Genomic DNA, 17,727 nt, shown 5'->3' on the forward strand with positions numbered 1-17,727 from the left:
TCAGTGTTTAGTTTCAGTATTCTTTAGACTCCAAAAGCTTTGTCAAAGTTTTAACTCTGACAAAGCTCAATAGGTACATTTTTTTGTTTCAGGTTCTATTGGCAACTTGAAACTTGAAACCTAAAACTTGAAACTTGAAACAAACTTAAAATTAAAGCGTAACCTCTTTAGGACATGGAATGCTTAAAGGGCTTGGCTTTGTGTATACTCTGTTGTTGTACATTCTGTATTGCGTAGAAACAGTTCCTCCAAAAAGTTTCTCGTTTGTCAGTTTTAGTTCAAATGAAATTTCGTATAGACCATTGCTGATTTCTTTGTAGGTTCCATCTCCCGAAATGGCGATAACATGCGTGTTTGTCGCGCTTGACCCGATGGTAATGTCCTGCGGAATTACAAGCACTGTTCCTTCCGTTTTGCTGTTTCCGTTTGCCGGAAAAAACTCTAAAGCTGAGGTAATATTAAATCCTGGCGATACTGCGGCTGAGTTGCTTTCGTTAGAAAACCATCTTTTTAAACCAAAAGAATTGACTGTATTAGTTCCGCTTGAAACATTAAATCCGATTTTGAATGCGTCGTGATACACATCGTCATTAGGATTTGCGGTGCCTTTGTCGCTGTAAAGTATGGCATTTTCGTTGTCTTTTGTAACAATAACTGGAAATGTCAAAGCATTAAACGTCTGCCAAGTACAGTTTCCGGCGTTATTAAACCAATGTTCTCCATAAGTGAGATAAAATGCATTTGTAGGATCTGTAAATTTCGATGCTGGATATGCTTGTACGTCTCTATTCGATTTTATAGGTTTTACAACAGTTAAATTAATATTACCCGTTGCGATATAATTAGGAGTATTTACTAAAGTAATTTTTGATTCGTAACGGGCGTCATCATTTTGAATATCTTCTAAAAGCGTTAAATGATAAGTAATAGAACTTCTGTTATCTCCAAAATCATCGTGCGTTAAAGAATATTCGAAACCGTTTTGAAATTTGAAAATAGGATTACTATCTATTTCAGATGGGATAAATCCGTTTGGAAAATTTACTTTAAAATCAACTTTTTCGCCCACTTCGCCTTTTACAACAAATTGATTTACTGGAAAAGTATAGTTGGTACTAATTTCACCTAACGTAATTGTAAAAGTATTATTTGGATACGTTGTATTTAAGTTTCCAATATGAATTGCTGGATCCGATGCACTTTCCAGTTTTAATGAAATTGTCTGTTTGTCAGTCCATCTTTTTTCAAATGAAACAAAAATGGTATCTGTCAGTTTATTTCCTTCAAACAATAACTCTGTTGCTGGTTCCAGACTAAAACTGTTGGGATCGCCAGAAGTTTGTGCACTAAAATTTACTTTAACAGCAGATTTCAGGCCTGTTGAAGTCAAAGCTACCGGCACTTTAAAGGCTTTAATAGACTTGTTTTCAAAAGTACTCACAGGCAAGCCGGAGGTGTTTTTTGCAGGATACTCTAATGGTATGTTACTTGTGCTTACCAAAAAGTTAAATCTAACAAAAGGATCTGCGCTGGTAGTATCTAATCTATAATCGTCTTTTGAACAGGAAACGAATAATGCAGCAATAATGCTTAATACAGCTATAATTTTAATACGATTCATTTTGCTTTAAATTATGGTTAAGGTTAAGATTGCTTTTTGGAATTGGCAGGACAAATTTTGGTGAGGGATAGGTAAGACTGCAGTTTTCAGATAGACAGCCGTCGTTTCTAGAAACATCTTTATGATTTCTAACGATGTCAAAAAATAAATGACCTTCAAAACAAAGTTCTTTTCTTCTTTCCAGAAACAGGGCATCCTGTAGATTTTCTGAATCATTTAATACTGTTGCATTTGCTCTTGCTCTTATAGTATTAATATCTTTTTTGGCTTGATCTGTATTGTTAAGTTTTAGAGCAGCTTCGGCACGAATTAAATATTGCTCGCTTAATCTAAATGCAACATAACCTGGGTTTCCTTGGAATTTTTTACTAAAATAATAGTTCAATTGTGCAGGCTGTAAATTCACTAAAGTTGTTAAGGGTTGTACAAGGAATAATTGTTTACGAATATCTGAAGCCTCGTATAAATCTATTAAATCTTGCGAAGCCACATATTTTTGAAAGGTTGTACTATTAGTATAACCAAAAAGTGCTGCTAAAGACGAACCCGTTATACCTTCTTCGTTTTTCGTTATCGTAAACTCCATTAATATTTCAGAAATAGGAAGATCCGGCTGCTCCCATTGTGCAACATAATTAGAAGATTCTACTAAACTTACACCAGAATTTGAAATCACATCATTAGCGGTGTCATAAGCTTTTTGCCAATCGTTTTTAGATAAATATACTCTTGATAATAAAGCTTTTGTATTGTTTTTATTGAAGTAACTATAAGCCGGTCCGTTTAAAAGCGCATTATCAGAATAAAAGCTTACAGCTGTTGTAAGATCTTCGATAATATGTGCATAGGTATTGGCAGCAGTTTCTCGGGACGCATATTGTAATCCATTTGTTATAGACTTGGTACTGTATACAATTCCTAAATGAGAGGCGTCTGCAGTATAGCTGTAGTTCTGGCTGTAAAATTCACTTAACAAAAAGTGCATATAAGCTCTGGCTGTCAAAGCTTCTGCTTTTATTTGTTTTTTCTCAGTTTCTGTAGCGTCCTTCAAACCGTCCACAAATTCTATAATTAAATTTGCTTCATTGATAATCTTGTAACCATTACTATAAAAACTACTTAAATCAGAATCAAGAGCTTGATCATTAAAAGAATAGAAAGGCTCAATGTCACCAGGAACGGTAATTATTCCGTTTCTGTTTGGGTCATCAGAATAAGTAGGAGAGAATTTAAGATTACCACCTTGTATGTCTGAATATACTGCAAAAGTCGGACTAGTGTGAATGGCTCTTAGATCGTAATAAACACCATTTAATGCTGTCAGAACTCCTTTTTTATCTGATAGTTGTTCCTTTATAGAAGTTTGTGTTCCTGGTTCCTGCTCCAAAAAGTCACTGCAGCTTTGTAATGAGCAAAGCAGTGCTAAAACAACTGGAAATTTTAATGCTTTTATATATTTAAAATATTTCATCTTTTTAAAATTTTGTATTAATGCCGCATGAAATAGTTCTGGCTTGTGGATATGTATAACTCAATTCTCGAATACCGTTCATCCCAGATGGACTCTTTTCCTTGTACCAATACAGTGCATTTGAAACATCTGCAAATACAGTTAAATTGTCCAGAAAAGTATTTTTTACAGGAACATTATAACTCAAGTTGATATTACTAATTTTAATATATGTTGCATCAAAAACATATTTACTCATATTTGCGATCAAAGTGTTATTGCTTGGAGCAGGCTGTGTCACAATATCTCCCGGATTTTTCCAATAGTCATAAGCATTTGTTGACATATTTCTGTTGGATGTAATTCTGTATTTCCCGATAATATCATCTGTAACCAATTTATCTCCGCCCCATTGAAAAGCACCCGTTATAGACAGTATGATATTATCATTTAATGAAAATCTGTTGCTGAAACCTCCAAATGCTTTAGGCTGTGTGTTTCCGATTGGTTCCCAGTCTGCATTTGTAAATAATTGGCTGTAAGTTGCAGCATCGTAAACTTGACCATTTTTTCTAATAAGATCTCTACCTGTGGCAGGATCAACACCAATCCAGTTAACTCCCCAGATTGTACTTGTGCTGTACCCGATTTTTTGTGCCAAAGCGATATTAGCCTGAGAATAATCGCTTCCTAGTCCTAATAAATCGGTTACTTTATTTTCTACAGTTGCTATATTAAAAGAGGTTGACCATTTAAATTTTCCTTTTTGAAACCATTTTATTCTGGTAGTAAATTCAAAACCTTTATTATACATGCTTGCAGCATTTAATTCTAAAGTGTTGTAACCATTTTCTACCGGAATATCTCGCGCAACAATTAAATCTGATAAATCATCATAGTAGTATTCTAATGATAATTCGATTCTGTTGAAGACATTAAAGTCGATACCAGCGTTAAATTTTGTGTTTTTTTCCCAGCTTAAACTTCCATTTGGTGCGTCGCCTACAGTGGCGTATTCTCCACCATTGTATCCGTTTTGTGAAATGTTGTATAAACCTTTCGAACGGTAAGATCCAATTCTTGAATTACCCGTAGAACCATAGCTCAGTTTTAGTTTTAAGAAATCAACCCAGGAATTTGATTTTAGAAAATCTTGATTACTGATTATCCATGCTAAACCTGTACCACTGTTTAGAGCGACATTGGTATCATCACCAAATACAGAACTTTCGTCACGTCTAATATTTCCTAAGAAAAAGTATTTCTTTTTATAATTGTAATTGATTTGAGAAAACAAAGAAACTCTAGATCCGTTGCTAATATCAGATCTGTAGGCTTGTTTTGCGTAGGTTTCATCTTCAACTGTAGTACGGTTATCATCTTGTAAGGCATCAGAAACAGAATTAATAACATTCGGATTAATAAAACCAGTAGCTGACGCATAATGAAACTTTCCTTTTTCTTCTGCAAGTTCAAAACCTAAAACACCATCTATTCCATGATTTTCAGTAATTTGCTTATCAAATAATGCTTGTCCCTGCCAGTTCCATTTAGTAGATTTACGTTCATTAATTGCTCTTCTTCCCCAATTAGGATAAGTCTGTTCATTAAAAATAAAAGTACCGCTGTTTCTGCCGCTTTCATTTTCTCCAGAGAAATAACGATCTTGTTCTTTGTCTTTATAATCAATTCCAAATAAAGTCTGGAACTTTATAGCCTTATTTAATTCATAACCTAAATTAATACTTCCTAATATTCCGTAAGTATTGGTTTCATTTTTATTCTGAGCAATAGCAGCCAGCGGATTTCCTCCTGTTAATCCAGTTACTCCAGATAATGCATAAGATCCATCTGCAGTGTAAGGTGACAAAGTTGGAATGTAAGCATAAGAATAGTAAGTATTAGGAGCCACCTTTTTGATGTAGCTTGGATTCAATGAAAGATTTACATTCCATTTAGATTGTCTGTAACCTAAGTTGATTCCGGCATTTAATTGTTTGGTTGTATTTCCTAATTGCGGTTCGTCAATATTTAAATACGAAACATTTGTTCTGTATGAGAATTTAGAATCAGCTCCAGAAACATTAAAGTTATACTTATTATAAATTCCGTCATTGTTTAAAAGATCAAACCAATCTGTATTTATTCCGTTATAAGTTAGCTGTGCAGTGTTTGGAGAAGTATTTCTTAAATATTGATTTCTCATTTCAGTATATTGTTCTCCATTTAAATACTTAATCTGATTGATAGCAGAGGAAACTCCCAACTGATTAGAGAAACCGAATTTAGCTTTACCAATTTTACCTTTTTTGGTCGTGATTAAGATAACACCATTGGCACCATCAGCACCATAAAGACCAACTGCTGCGGCATCTTTAAGAACGGTAAAAGTTTCAATATTTTCTGGAGCAATTTGAGCCAGAGGATTAGCTAAATCTTCAGAAAAAGCGCTTTGTCCATTAAAAAAAGAACTGTCAATGTAAGTTTCCTCAGTCATAATAATACCGTCAATGATAATAAGCGGCTGTGTAGAAGTCCCTACAATTGAATTTCCTAAAGGTTTTAAACTTCCTTGTCCGCGAATATTGATTTTTACCGGACCTCCAACTCCAGAGGTGTTTTCGATTAAAACACCAGCAATTTGACCTTCAAGCATTTTATCAACACTTTCAGAAGCCTGCTGTACTGGAATATCTTTAGAAGTCAAAGTAGAAATACTCCCAACAATTTCTTCTTTTAATTTTGTAGTTCCGTAAGAAGAAGTAATAATAACGGGATTTAATTCGTCTGCAGCTTCTTCAAGGAAAAAAGAAAAAAGTTTTTTAGTTCCTGCTTTTTGTGATTGCGGCTGCATGCCCAAAAATCCAACTTCGAGTACCAGATTCGGGATATCATTTCCAGTTAACTGATAAACAAATTTCCCGTTAAAGTCGGTGATAGCGCCCATACCGCCATTTCCCATTCCTTTTATGCGTACAGAAGCGCCCGGAAGCGGTAATTTACTTTTTGCATCATAAACAATTCCGCTGATAAAGCGTTCTTTTTCCTGCGGATCTGCTTCAGAATTATCAGCAACAGAACTAGTTAATAAAACCTGCTTTTTCTGAATGTAATAAGAAATGTTTTTGCCTTTTAACAACTGTTTTAAAACAGTTTCTAAAGTCGCATTATTAATATCTAGATCAGCCAATTGTTCGGCATCGATTTTTCTGGCGTTGTAAATGATTCTAAAATCACTTTGTTCTTCAATCGATTTTATAATAGAACTGATCGGTTTATTTTTAACATGTATCGTTATCAATTTATTTTGCGAAAAACCTTTAAAACCGGATATAAGGAGGGCTAAGAAAAACAGAGTTTTTCTTAAGTTGTTGGGTATCATTAATGTCATGTTTTATTTAGTTATGGAAAATTGGTGTAATCGTAATGGTTTTTTGTTCAATAGAATAATTAAAGGGTGTGTCACGTTTTAGAAGTTCCAAAATGTTTTCGACACTAGACTCACTGATTTTTATTGAGCCCGTAAAACTCTGTTTGGCCAAAACAGCATTTTCGTTGATGATTTCAACGTCGTACGTTCGCTCAATAATTTTAGTAATAGTAGAAAATGGGGTATTGTTAAAAGCAAGTTCGCCAAATGTCCAAGCTTCGTAAAAAGAAGTATCAACAGTTTTTGTTGTAATTTTCTTAGACTGGTTCTGCCAGACCGCCATTTGGTTGGGCTGCAGGAGAACACTGTTTGACAAATTATCTTTTTCAGACATTTTAATGCTTCCTTCTACCAAAACACTGCTCACAGTTTTGTCTTCAGGATAAGCACTTACGTTAAATTTTGTTCCGAGAACTTCAATTTCAGTTTCATCCGAATGCACAATAAACGGATGCTGTTTGTCTTTGGCAACTTCAAAAAATGCTTCACCGGTTAAATAAACATTTCTTTTACCGTTTATTCCAAATTGCTCCGGATAACGCAGCGTAGATCCAGAATTTAAACTCACAATTGTACCGTCTGAGAGTTTTAATTTGAATGTTTTTCCGTAAGGCACCTTAAGGCTATGATACAAAACGTTTTTATCAAGCGCTTTTCCAAAATACACAATCTGATTAGGAAACTTTCTGGCAACCAGTTCGCCTTTATCATTTACCAAAGCAGTTTGATTTTTTTCGGTAATATACTCTAAACTTCCATCGCCTAATTCCAGAACAATTTCTTTAGAAGCTGTTGTTCTGTCATTAAAATAGAAAGCCAGCCTTCCTAAACCCATTAAAACAGCAAGAATGGCCGCGTATTGTAAATACTGTCTTGTTCTGTTTTTTGGTTTTAAAGCAATAACAGGAACCTCACGTGAAATAGTTCCAGAAAGTGCTGTTAAGGCCCAAGTCTTTTTTAAAGTTATAAATTGCTTTTTGTTTTCTTCCGAAGCTTCAATCCAACCAAAAAGTTGTGCCGCTTCTTGTTCTGATGCTTCATTAGATAAGTATTTATAAATTAGTTCCGATGTCATAAATGCGTTTTTAATCTTCTCGCTTTAGTTAGTACACTTCAGAATTAAAATACCCTACCTTTTATTTTTAATTATTACAAATAAAGATAAAAATCAAGAATAAATAATCTGATAATTTTGTTCTTAAAATCTTTAAAGCCTTGGTCATGTGGGCTTCAACCGCTTTTAGAGTAACCTGCATTTCTTCGGCGATTTCTGAATTTTTTTTATTCTCGAATCGTTTTTTGATGAAAACTTCGCGGGTTTTGGCAGGTAAATCGTTAATTGATTCCTGAATGATGCGCTCTAATTCGGTTAATTCTAAAGTGTCGAATGAAATTGAATTTAAGACTTCAATATTAAGTTCGCGTTCTTTTTGATTGAGTAAGTCGTTTTTGAATTTGTCTTTAACCTTATTATGGCGAATTAGATTGAGACACTTTGATTTGGAGTAGGTGTAGAGAAAAGACTGGATTCCGTTGATCGATTCAATACCGTCGCGGTTTTGCCATAGATGCACAAAAGCTTCTTGTGCCAGATTTTCTGCCTCTTCATCATCATAAATAAACTGAATACAAAAGGATTGTATTCTTTTAAAGTATTTTTCGTAAAAATAACCGAAAGCCGTTTCGTTTCCTTCTTTGAAAGATTCGAAATTCTGGTTTTCTAAATTAGTGGTATTATTCATTTAACGAAATTACTTTGGGAGCAATATAAGTAATTTATTCTAAGGATTACTTAGTCGGATTTGCTCGGAAAGCGGCAAATATAAAAGTTTATTTATATTAGTTCTAAATAAAATAAAATTATTGAATGTTTTGAGAAATTTTATTCAGAATAAGCGCAAAAAAAGCCCAGACGGTTAAGTCTGAGCTTGTTTTTTTGAACCATATCAGTGATATAAGACCATTAAGATTTGTGCAAGAAGCGCACAGTTTTTTTCTGGAGTTGGATTTTAATTAAAGCTGGTAAAGCTTGTTTTCTGAGACAATAGCTAAGATCAATTGCCTCCAGCTTCAGCTGGAGGTGAATTGAATCATTATGAAAGGCTTTAGCCGAACTTTATAATTTGGCTAAAGCCTGAAACGATATCCTCCCAAATCCCCCAGCTAAAGCTGGGGGCAATTGATATTTTTGAAAATCTATGAATTATTGAAACGCAAATTTGGCAAAGCTTGTGTTGAGACAAGAATTAATTTGAATTGCCTCCAGCTTCAGCTGGAGGTCAAATGCAGTATTAACAATGGCTTTAGCCGAACTTTATAATTTGGCTAAAGCCTGAAACGATATCCTCCCAAATCCCCCAGCTAAAGCTGGGGGCAATTGATATTTTTGAAAATCTATGAATTGATTGAAACGCAAAGTTGGCAAAGCTTGTGTTGAGACAATAACTAATCTGAATTGCCTCCAACTTCAGCTGGAGGTGAAATGAATCATTATCAAAGGCTTTAGCCGAAATTTATCATTTTGCTAAAGCTGGAGGCAATTACTGTTTTTAAAAATTTATCAATTGATTAAAATGCAAAGTTCTCAAAGCTTTACCAATAAAAGCTTTGAGAACCTTAATTTAAAAAATCTAATTCAGTGAAAAAACCTGTACTTTCTTTGCGGTTATAAAACGTCCGGTTAAATTAGAGTTCTAAAATTCCTCCATCCAAAACCAATTAATACTAAATTGAAAAGCAATACAGGTAAAAATGCTTTTAAAAAGCCAGTCTCCGTAGAATCAGTAAAAGTTTTGACTTTAAATTTCTCCCAGTTTTCTTTGTCAACCGGTGCTTCTTCAAAAATTTTCGGATAAAAATACAATCTCATTTTTTCGTGAAAAAGCTTTGTTTCTTTCAAAAATAAAAGCTGGTTCCCAAGATCTGATTTCGCTGTTTCATTCAGCTGAATCTGCGTATGAAGCGTCGGAATAAACATTGCGATTGTCTGGCTGGCGTGGTTTCGCTGTTCCAATTTTGATTCTAATTCACGTGACTGCACAGCCGATTCGTCGTCGCCCATTTGCTGCATCGCATAATACCAAAGCCATTCAAATTCTTTTTTGTCATCCAATTTGTATTTTCTAAACTGCGGATAATGTTTGTAGAATTTCTCCATAGTTTCGTTTTTATCCATATCCCATTTTTCATGATAGGCATTTCGTTGTTTCAACGTTACTTCCAGAGCTTCAGGAACTTTGTATTTGTTTACGATGTACGTATTAATCGCTGCCGGAAGAATAATAATCAGGAAAAGCCAGATGGTCAATAAAATAACGGCATTAAAGTTTGAATGCTTTTGTAGCGAAACAATGAAAAAGCATACCGAAAACCAGAATAAAAGGTACAAAACACTAAGAACGTAAAAGGTAAAAAGGGATTGATCCAATGGAATTTTTAAGACAAACACTGCGATTAAAAGCAGTACTGTTAAAAGAACGATTAGACTTAAAATACGAACATAAAATAGTTTTAGAATATACAAAAACGTACTCTGACTCTGTGTAGCAACGATTTTCCAAGTGCCGCTTTCTTTTTCTTCTGAAATCACATTGTAGGACAAAGCGATTATGAGGAGTGGAAAAAGATAAATTAATACAAAGCTAAAATCAATATTTCCCGACAAAAGATTGTTCGGATTATTGAGTTCGGCATCGTATTTCTGTGCTTCTAAACCACGAATGGTAACACTTTGTATTGACGGATTAACATCGCGCTGTCCGATTGCTAAACTGTTTATTGGAAGTGTTTTATTGACCAATGAAAATTTGATGTAATACAGCAAAAGTCCAATTTCGTCTTTATGAAAAGCAGCATTTCTGGCAATATGTTCTTTTTGATAAACTACTGCTTCCTGAATGTTGTTTTGTTGTTTGTCCTGAAACTGTTTTCCGATCAAAAGACTGATAAAACCAATGCACAGCAGGAAAAGCAGACCAATTTTTGTTCCTTTCGATCGTATGAAATTTTTAAATAATAATGCTAACATAATTAAATGGCTTTAAGTTTTTTAGATGCAATTTTGACCAAGATAAAAAGCATCATCATCCAAAGAATAATAGAAATGATCGAGATGATTTCGTTTTCAAGAACCGTTGTAATGCCTTTTGGCTCGTAATGAAATTCTTCAACATCTGCCCAATGTTCTTTCCCGATAATTTTTGGCTTGTCCGATTTTGTATTACTGATGTATTTGATTTGTAAAGCATTCATTTTCTGAGCCATTTTGTAGCGATAATCTTCAGCCTGTTTCTGAAAATCAACATACGAATCATAATCGGTATTTGATAAGCCCATAGACAGATTCTTCATCGCTATATAGGGATTAAAGAAAGAGACTGTTTTGGAGAAACTGTTTTGCTTTTTATAAATTTTTAAAAGCGTTTCTAAATGTTCGTTGTAAATTCTGGAACTTATTTTCTCGCCTTCGGTCATAATATATCCAGAATAATTAAAAGGCAGTTTTTGAACAGAATCTACTTTGTAAGCTCTTAAAAGGGAGTCTTTTATTGCTTTGTAATGCAGATCGTTCGGATTATGACTGTCTCCTTGTTTTAGAATGTCTTTTTCAATATTGCTGTTAAACTGGATTTTAGAAGGCGCTTCGTAAATATAAGCTCCGATTGCCTGAGTAGTTCTCGGCAGAATGATGGTAAACAAAAGCCAGATTCCGATAAGCGAAACCAAAGCATTTTTGGAGGTTTTGCTGATCGCCGAAATCAAAACCGCAATCGTACAGAAGAATATTAAATAGATAAAATGAAAAAGAATAAACAATACCATTTTGACTGTTTCGTCTGCAGAAATAGCAAAATCCTGCAAAAACAGCCAAACAAGTACTAGAACCACTATTGTGGGAATAAACAAAAGCATAATTACGCTGGCAACGCCCAAGATTTTGCCTAATAAAAGCTGTTTCCAATTGATTCCCTGCGTTAAAAGAATTTTCAGAGTGCCGTTTTCGCGTTCGTATGCAATGGAATTAAATCCTAAAAAGAAAATCAAAAGAGGCAGTAAAACCTGCAAAACCATAGCGATACTGATCTCTCCAAAACGAAGCATGCTGTTAGAAAAACCAGCTTCAGAAAAATTGGCCGTGTTTTGTTTGTGTGCTTCTAAGAAAATAGCATTTCCAAAGAAAGGTTCCATCCCAAACTCGAAAACACTTAAAGAAGTACTTTTTCTAAAAGCAAAATTCCCATAATGTGCCATTCTATGCGGATTCTTATCTGGATTTTTTAACCAGTCTTCACGCGATTCGTGCTGGTATTTTTCGCTTGTTTCGTTTTGGCTCGTATAATTTTCCCAACCCGAAAAAGCAGCGTACAAAAGTAAAATTCCGATAAAAATCGTAATGATAAAAACGGCTTTATTTTTAAAAACAGAATCTCGCAATTGTTTAGCGATTAAAATTTCTGCGTGTAATAATTTCATACCAATTAAAATTTATAAGTTACGGTCAAGCTTGCATTTCTCGGACTTCCCGGAAACAATCTCAAATAGTTTTGAGCGCCCAGCCAATAGGTTTTATTCAATAAATTGCCTGCGTTTACGGCAATCTGCACTTGGCTGTTATTGGGTTTGTAATAAAGCGCAGCATCAAAAATGGTAAAATCAGGGAGCGTAAAATCTCTTGTAAACCAAGGTACTTTACTGCTTTGGTACTGCATTCCCAAACCAATTCCGAAACCTTTCAGTTCAGAATCTGAGGCAAAATTGTAGCGTGTCCAGAGATTGGCGCTGTTTTTTGGCGTGTTTTGTTTTCTTGCGCCGATCAAAGCGGTATTGGCATCGTTTGTAATTTCGGCATCAATATAACTGTAAGAAGCATTAATCTGCCAGTCTGCAGTAATATATCCCGCCAAATCGCATTCGAAACCACGGCTTCTTTCTGAGCCTCTCGTAATCAATAAATCTGGATTTACAGGATCATTGGCATTCATCAAAATATTACGCTGATTGATTTCGTAAATCGCAGCATTAAAGCTCATTGAATTGTTTAAGAATGTGGCTTTAAAACCGACTTCTTTCAAATCGCTTTCAAGAGGTTTGAACAAACTTCCCGCAGGCAAACTTCCTGTTTGAGGCATTAGGGTTGTCGTGTTTGACTGTGGCTGATAACCTTCAAGATAAGTTGTGTAAACATTTATTGAAGAATTTACAGCATACGTAATTCCAACACGAGGCAAAAGAGCCGATTTCTTAACCGTTAGTTCGTTATTGGTTTTGTAATTGGTAACATCTTCAAACCATTCGTTTCTTAAACCCAATAAAAAAGTAAATTTTTGAATCTGAATCTGATCTTGAATATAAATGGCATTAGTCGTTGTTAATGCCGACGGGAGCGCTGTACGAACGTTTAAAACATAATCTTCTGTATTTCTTAAAGCATAAGAAGGATTGTTTAAATCAAAGAAGTTGACGTTCGGTTTTGGCAGTACCGTGCCGTTTACCGTTACGGTTTGATAGTTAGAGGCATTTGCAGGTACAAAGGAGTTTGCGACCGTTCCGTCATTCAATAAAAAACCTCTTGCCGCATTTTGTCCGCCGCCTTTGTTTTTGTTCCAACTGCTCAAATCGTAACCTGTTAAAAGCTTGTGTTTTAAAGGTCCGGTTTTAAAATCAAAATTAAAATAAGCCGTCAAATTATCAATATCCCAATACTGCTGGCGCTGTACATATTGCATCATTGCCAGGCTTGTAACCGGCTGATTGTTTAGGTCAACAGCAAAAGCATTTGTGGTTCGGTGTTCCTGAAGATCTTCTGTCCAGGTCTGCTTCATGTACGAAGCATTAAATCCTATTTTTGAATTGAACTTGTGTGCAAAATTGGTGGTTAAAATCATTTCTTTCGACTTAAAATAATCTCCAGAAGCGCCTAGATTTAAGCTTATTGGTGTTTTATTTAAATTGGTAACGCCTGCGGACGCACCAAAAATAGGCTGTCCGCGATCGAGAACGCCTGTCATGTCACTCAAAATTAACTCGGTATTAAAAGCCGTTTTTTCATTCGGAATATAACTGAACGAAGGCGAGAACAAAAACGATTTGTTATTGACTAAGTCACGAAACGATTTTGCTTCCTGATACGCTCCGTTTACACGGTACAAAAGCGTTTTAGATTCGTTTAAAGGGCCTGTAAAATCAAGAGTTCCGCGTAAAGTGCTGAAACTTCCAACTGTAAAACTCACTTCTTTTCGGTCAATAGCCAAGGGTTTTTTAGTAACCATATTGATACTTCCGCCCGGATCTACAGACGAAAATGTCGCGCTCGATGGACCTTTGATTACTTCAACACGTTCGATATTACTTGTTAGCGGCTGTAAAAAATAATACTGGCGCGTTCGCATTCCGTTGATAATCTGTCCTTCTTCGTTCTGGCTGATCCCGCGAATGGTGTATTGATTGTAATAACTCGCCGGAATTACACCGCTGGCCATTTTTACAGCATCGGCAAGATAAATGGCGCCTTTGTCTGCAATTAATTCTTTGGTTATCGAAGAAATAGACTGCGGAATATCTTTGTTTAAAGCTGCTATTTTGGTGGCAGAAAAAGAATAATCGCTGTTGTATTTTTTGGTAGAACGCCCAATAATTTCGACAGTCTGGAGTTCATTACGCTTAGATGCGACAGAATCTTTGGCAATGCTGTCCTGCACTTTTCTGCCATTCTGAGCCTGCAAAATAAAGCCGCTGCTTACTAGAAAAAGTAAGACCAATAAATGTTTCATTTTTATGTAAATGGAAAGCTGTATTTCCTTTAAACTGTTTGTAAATAAAGATCTTCGAGTTCATTTGCCGAAATTTTAGAGGCTTCAATCACCGTGACCAAATTTCCCTGCTTCATAATTCCGATATGCGAAGCCACTTCTCTGGCTCTAAAAATATCGTGGGTGGCCATCAAAATAGCGGTTCCGTCTTCAGAAAGCTCTTTTAGAATCTGCGAAAATTCATTAGACGCTTTAGGATCTAAACCACTTGTAGGTTCGTCTAATAGAAGCACTTTTGCTTTTTTGGCAATTGCAATCGCAATTCCAACTTTCTGGCGCATACCTTTAGAAAAACCGCCCAGATTCTGATCGTGTGCACCGGCTTGTAAGCCCGCTTTATTTAAGAAATAAGTTAATTCTCCTTTAGAATATTTAAAGCCGGCAAGGGAAGAGAAAAATTTAAGATTCTCTAAACCAGTTAAATTTGGGTACAGCATGACCGTTTCTGGAATGTACGCCACAAACTCTTTTGTTGTAGGAGCATTTAAAGAAACAGGAATATTATTTATAGTTAAAGTTCCGTCTGAGGGTTCGATAAAACCAAGGAATAGATTGATTGTGGTCGTTTTTCCAGCGCCGTTTTGTCCTAAAAGAGCAAAAATTTCGCCTTCTTTAATAGTTAAGTTTAAAGCATTTAAAGCAGTATAATCACCATATTTTCTGGTGAGATTTTCAGCTGTAAGCATAATGGTATTTGGATTTAAGTTTTTGAAAAAATAAATAACATTCGCAGCAGAAACCTTTCGAGCATGCTGGAAGTTGTTAGATTTGAAATATTGATTTACAGGGATTTATTCGCGAAAGTGTCTTTTAAAAGAAGCTTATAAAAAGATGCTTCAAGTAAAAAACACAGCTGTATTCTTTCTTGTTAAAAGAAAAACAAACGACAAATAAATCGGTACAATTACAATAGAGCAGGAGGAGCTCTTAAAGAAAATAAACTGCCTTTAAAGAACGCAGTTGTTGATTTGGTATAAACGAATACCGATTTTGTTTCAATACCAATTACTTGAAAAGTAACGGTCTGAAAAAGATTGGGAATATAGGTGCTGAATGCAAAATGACAAATATGGCAATTGGTATCAACACTGTGACTGTGCGTTATTTCTTTTTGATTGGCACTAGTATGATGTTCGCAGGGCTTCTCTATTAACTGCTTGAAAACATGCTCGTAGGAGTGAATGGTCTGAAACAGCATTGCGGACAATACCATTAGAGACATCAGGAAATTTATAAAAATAATTTTCTTTTTCATTCCAAATAGACTGCTGTTTTTCAGCGGCTAAAAAAACGCAACAGTGTTGCAAATATAGAAATCTTATTTAAAAACCCATTTAAATAGCCGTTATTTTAATGAAATGACAACTATTTGCTGACTTTGTAAGTTAATGCAACTTAATTTCAATATTAAAAGTTACTGTATAATAACTGCAGCGTATGAAAATCTGTTGAACCTTCAAAGTACTTATCCAAGACTTGTTCGAAGATTGGCTCAGAGTTTTGAATGGTTGCAAACAAAGTCATGCAAGACTGTAATTTTTCGTTGTCTGGATTTCCAAAAATCTCTTCGGCAGTTTTTTCGTCGGTGTTGATTAATTCTGTGGTAATTTCTAACAGATGTTTTCCTAAGATCGGATGTTCTAAAAATGCAATTGCTTCGTCAACATTTTTGATTTCGTAATATTTTGAAGTATCACAGGAAGCCAGCCCTTTTATCTGCGGAAATATAAACCACATCCAAGGAGATTCTTTTTTTCCTTTTTTTATCTCAGAAAGAGCTGCTAGATATAATTTGTTTTGGGCGTCTAAAAAACGAACCAATTCTTTGTTATTGTAGGCCATTTTGTACTGATATTATTTTTGGGGATAATCAGGTCGTAAATCTACTGAAAATATATAAAGTTGTACTTTTCTAAAACATTTTTTAGGTATAATTTTTTTAATATATTAAGCACAAAATAGGTGTAGTATTTATCCGAATTTTTGAATTTAAAAAAATGCTGCAATCACTTCAAGGAAAAAAAGATTGGCAGCATTATTCCTGTTAAGAAGACAGTTTTTTGTTACATTTTGGTGTTTTTGTTCGATTTTATGTTATGATTTTCCTATTTTTACAAATACGGCAGTTTTACAACTGCTATATTTATTAAAATTTCAAATGGCATTTACCACTTATAATGCCTTATTCTTCTAACGAGCTTTTTCGCTCTTTAAAAAACAAATGCTTATGAAAATAGGATTAATCGGATTCGGAAAAACTGGAAAATCAGTAGCTTCAATATTATTAGATAACAAAAAATTTTGTTTAGAATGGGTTTTAAGACAAAGTACTGTCTTGGAGCACAGATCGGTTCCGGAATTTTTTGGAGTACAGTCAGACGAACCGGGTTTAATCTATTCAAGCTCAAAAACCTCTATAGATGAATTGTTAGAAAAACATCCTGTAGATGTCATTATTGACTTTTCTTCGGATAATGGTATTTACGAGTATGGTGAAGCTGCAGCGCAGAAAAACATCAAAATCATTTCGGCTATATCACATTATAAAGATAAAGAATTAGAGTTTTTGAAAAAACTGTCAAAGAAAACTACCGTATTCTGGTCTCCAAATATTACTCTGGGAGTGAACTATTTATTGTTTGCAGCTAAATTTCTAAAGAAAATTGCACCTTGGGTTGATATCGAAGTAAACGAGGAACACTTTAAAACCAAACAAGGCACTTCTGGAACGGCTGTAAAAATTGCTGAAGCCTTAGATGTTGATAAAGAAAGCATTAATTCGGTAAGGGCAGGAGGAATAGTAGGAAAACATGAAGTTATTTTTGGTTTTCCGTTTCAAACGGTACGTTTAATACACGAATCCATTTCGAGAGAAGCCTTTGGAAACGGGGTTATTTTTGTTGCCGAAAATCTTAAAGAGAAAGAAAAAGGGCTTTATAATTTTGAAGATATTTTGTCACCTTATTTCGCGGTCTAACTAGTTTTGCCACTGATTAAAAAGGATTTTATTTCACGCAGATTTTGGAGATTTAAGCAGATTAATTCGGATTTTTTACTTCAAAATCCCTTTAAAACCAGCTTAAATCCTTAAATCTGCGTAAAAAAAACTTAGTGCCTTAGTGCTTTCGCGTTGAATTTATTCTCTCGCAGATTTTGCAGATTAAGCAGATTAATTGCATCTGTGACATCAGCTTAAATCCTTAAAATCTGCGTGAAAAAAAAACTTAGCGCCTTAGTGCCTTCACAGCAAATTTATTCTCTCGCAGATTTTGCAGATCCAGCAGATTAATTTCATCTGTGACATCAGCTTAAATTTTAAAAATCTGCGTGAAAAAAACTCAGTGCCTTAAGTGCCTTCGCGACAAATTTATTCTCTCGCAGATTTTGCAGATCCAGCAGATTAATTTGCATCTGTGAC

General features: G+C 34.8%; 12 protein-coding genes. 1 reads left to right on the forward strand and 11 read right to left on the reverse strand.

All coding sequences use genetic code 11. The features are described 5' to 3' along the window. Positions 1–151: 151 nt before the first annotated feature. The 11 genes from C4F50_RS04850 to C4F50_RS04900 form a co-directional block, all read right to left on the reverse strand. Positions 152–1,621, reverse strand: coding sequence for a hypothetical protein (locus C4F50_RS04850; RefSeq protein ID WP_193845288.1), 1,470 nt, complete (start codon positions 1,619–1,621; stop codon positions 152–154). Then, positions 1,608–3,092, reverse strand: a complete 1,485-nt coding sequence (locus C4F50_RS04855; protein WP_228011952.1) for a RagB/SusD family nutrient uptake outer membrane protein — start codon at positions 3,090–3,092, stop codon at positions 1,608–1,610. Before C4F50_RS04855 ends, C4F50_RS04850 begins: the two co-directional genes overlap by 14 nt. A gap of 4 nt (positions 3,093–3,096) precedes the next feature. Continuing rightward, on the reverse strand, positions 3,097–6,372 hold the full coding sequence (locus C4F50_RS04860) for a SusC/RagA family TonB-linked outer membrane protein (RefSeq protein WP_228011953.1): 3,276 nt from the start codon (positions 6,370–6,372) through the stop codon (positions 3,097–3,099). Positions 6,373–6,469: 97 nt separating this feature from the next. Continuing rightward, positions 6,470–7,576 carry a FecR family protein gene (locus C4F50_RS04865; RefSeq protein ID WP_193845290.1) on the reverse strand — a complete coding sequence of 369 codons (1,107 nt, stop codon included), beginning with the start codon at positions 7,574–7,576 and terminating at the stop codon, positions 6,470–6,472. A gap of 67 nt (positions 7,577–7,643) precedes the next feature. Next, the gene (locus C4F50_RS04870) at positions 7,644–8,243 is read right to left on the reverse strand and encodes an RNA polymerase sigma-70 factor (protein ID WP_193845291.1); all 600 of its coding nucleotides are present in this window, start codon (positions 8,241–8,243) and stop codon (positions 7,644–7,646) included. A 938-nt stretch (positions 8,244–9,181) separates the two neighbouring features. After that, entirely contained in the window at positions 9,182–10,528 is a 1,347-nt protein-coding gene (locus C4F50_RS04875; protein ID WP_193845292.1) for a DUF3526 domain-containing protein, read from the reverse strand. A 2-nt stretch (positions 10,529–10,530) separates the two neighbouring features. Next, a complete protein-coding gene (locus C4F50_RS04880) occupies positions 10,531–11,973 on the reverse strand; it encodes an ABC transporter permease (protein WP_193845293.1) in 1,443 nt (480 codons plus the stop codon). Between the two features lie 5 nt (positions 11,974–11,978). Continuing rightward, the gene (locus C4F50_RS04885; protein ID WP_193845294.1) at positions 11,979–14,270 is read right to left on the reverse strand and encodes a TonB-dependent siderophore receptor; all 2,292 of its coding nucleotides are present in this window, start codon (positions 14,268–14,270) and stop codon (positions 11,979–11,981) included. A gap of 29 nt (positions 14,271–14,299) precedes the next feature. Further along, complete coding sequence (locus tag C4F50_RS04890) at positions 14,300–14,995, reverse strand: ABC transporter ATP-binding protein (protein ID WP_193845295.1); 696 nt, start codon at positions 14,993–14,995, stop codon at positions 14,300–14,302. Between the two features lie 218 nt (positions 14,996–15,213). Continuing rightward, complete coding sequence (locus tag C4F50_RS04895) at positions 15,214–15,564, reverse strand: hypothetical protein (RefSeq protein WP_193845296.1); 351 nt, start codon at positions 15,562–15,564, stop codon at positions 15,214–15,216. A gap of 152 nt (positions 15,565–15,716) precedes the next feature. Then, complete coding sequence (locus C4F50_RS04900; protein ID WP_193845297.1) at positions 15,717–16,151, reverse strand: DUF1810 domain-containing protein; 435 nt, start codon at positions 16,149–16,151, stop codon at positions 15,717–15,719. Between the two features lie 385 nt (positions 16,152–16,536). Here C4F50_RS04900 and C4F50_RS04905 point away from each other — a divergent pair, with 385 nt between their 5' ends. After that, the gene (locus C4F50_RS04905; RefSeq protein ID WP_193845298.1) at positions 16,537–17,286 is read left to right on the forward strand and encodes a 4-hydroxy-tetrahydrodipicolinate reductase; all 750 of its coding nucleotides are present in this window, start codon (positions 16,537–16,539) and stop codon (positions 17,284–17,286) included. Positions 17,287–17,727: the final 441 nt, after the last annotated feature.

It is taken from the genome of Flavobacterium hungaricum, assembly GCF_015182285.1.
Taxonomy (GTDB): domain Bacteria; phylum Bacteroidota; class Bacteroidia; order Flavobacteriales; family Flavobacteriaceae; genus Flavobacterium; species Flavobacterium hungaricum.

Bases quoted from the DNA above. Each gene is read 5' to 3' on its own strand.
- C4F50_RS04850 (WP_193845288.1), bottom strand. From the start codon at position 1,621: ATGAATCGTATTAAAATTATAGCTGTATTAAGCATTATTGCTGCATTA.
- C4F50_RS04855 (WP_228011952.1), bottom strand. From the start codon at position 3,092: ATGAAATATTTTAAATATATAAAAGCATTAAAATTTCCAGTTGTTTTA.
- C4F50_RS04865 (WP_193845290.1), bottom strand. From the start codon at position 7,576: ATGACATCGGAACTAATTTATAAATACTTATCTAATGAAGCATCAGAA.
- C4F50_RS04870 (WP_193845291.1), bottom strand. From the start codon at position 8,243: ATGAATAATACCACTAATTTAGAAAACCAGAATTTCGAATCTTTCAAA.
- C4F50_RS04875 (WP_193845292.1), bottom strand. From the start codon at position 10,528: ATGTTAGCATTATTATTTAAAAATTTCATACGATCGAAAGGAACAAAA.
- C4F50_RS04880 (WP_193845293.1), bottom strand. From the start codon at position 11,973: ATGAAATTATTACACGCAGAAATTTTAATCGCTAAACAATTGCGAGAT.
- C4F50_RS04885 (WP_193845294.1), bottom strand. From the start codon at position 14,270: ATGAAACATTTATTGGTCTTACTTTTTCTAGTAAGCAGCGGCTTTATT.
- C4F50_RS04890 (WP_193845295.1), bottom strand. From the start codon at position 14,995: ATGCTTACAGCTGAAAATCTCACCAGAAAATATGGTGATTATACTGCT.
- C4F50_RS04895 (WP_193845296.1), bottom strand. From the start codon at position 15,564: ATGAAAAAGAAAATTATTTTTATAAATTTCCTGATGTCTCTAATGGTA.
- C4F50_RS04900 (WP_193845297.1), bottom strand. From the start codon at position 16,151: ATGGCCTACAATAACAAAGAATTGGTTCGTTTTTTAGACGCCCAAAAC.
- C4F50_RS04905 (WP_193845298.1), top strand. From the start codon at position 16,537: ATGAAAATAGGATTAATCGGATTCGGAAAAACTGGAAAATCAGTAGCT.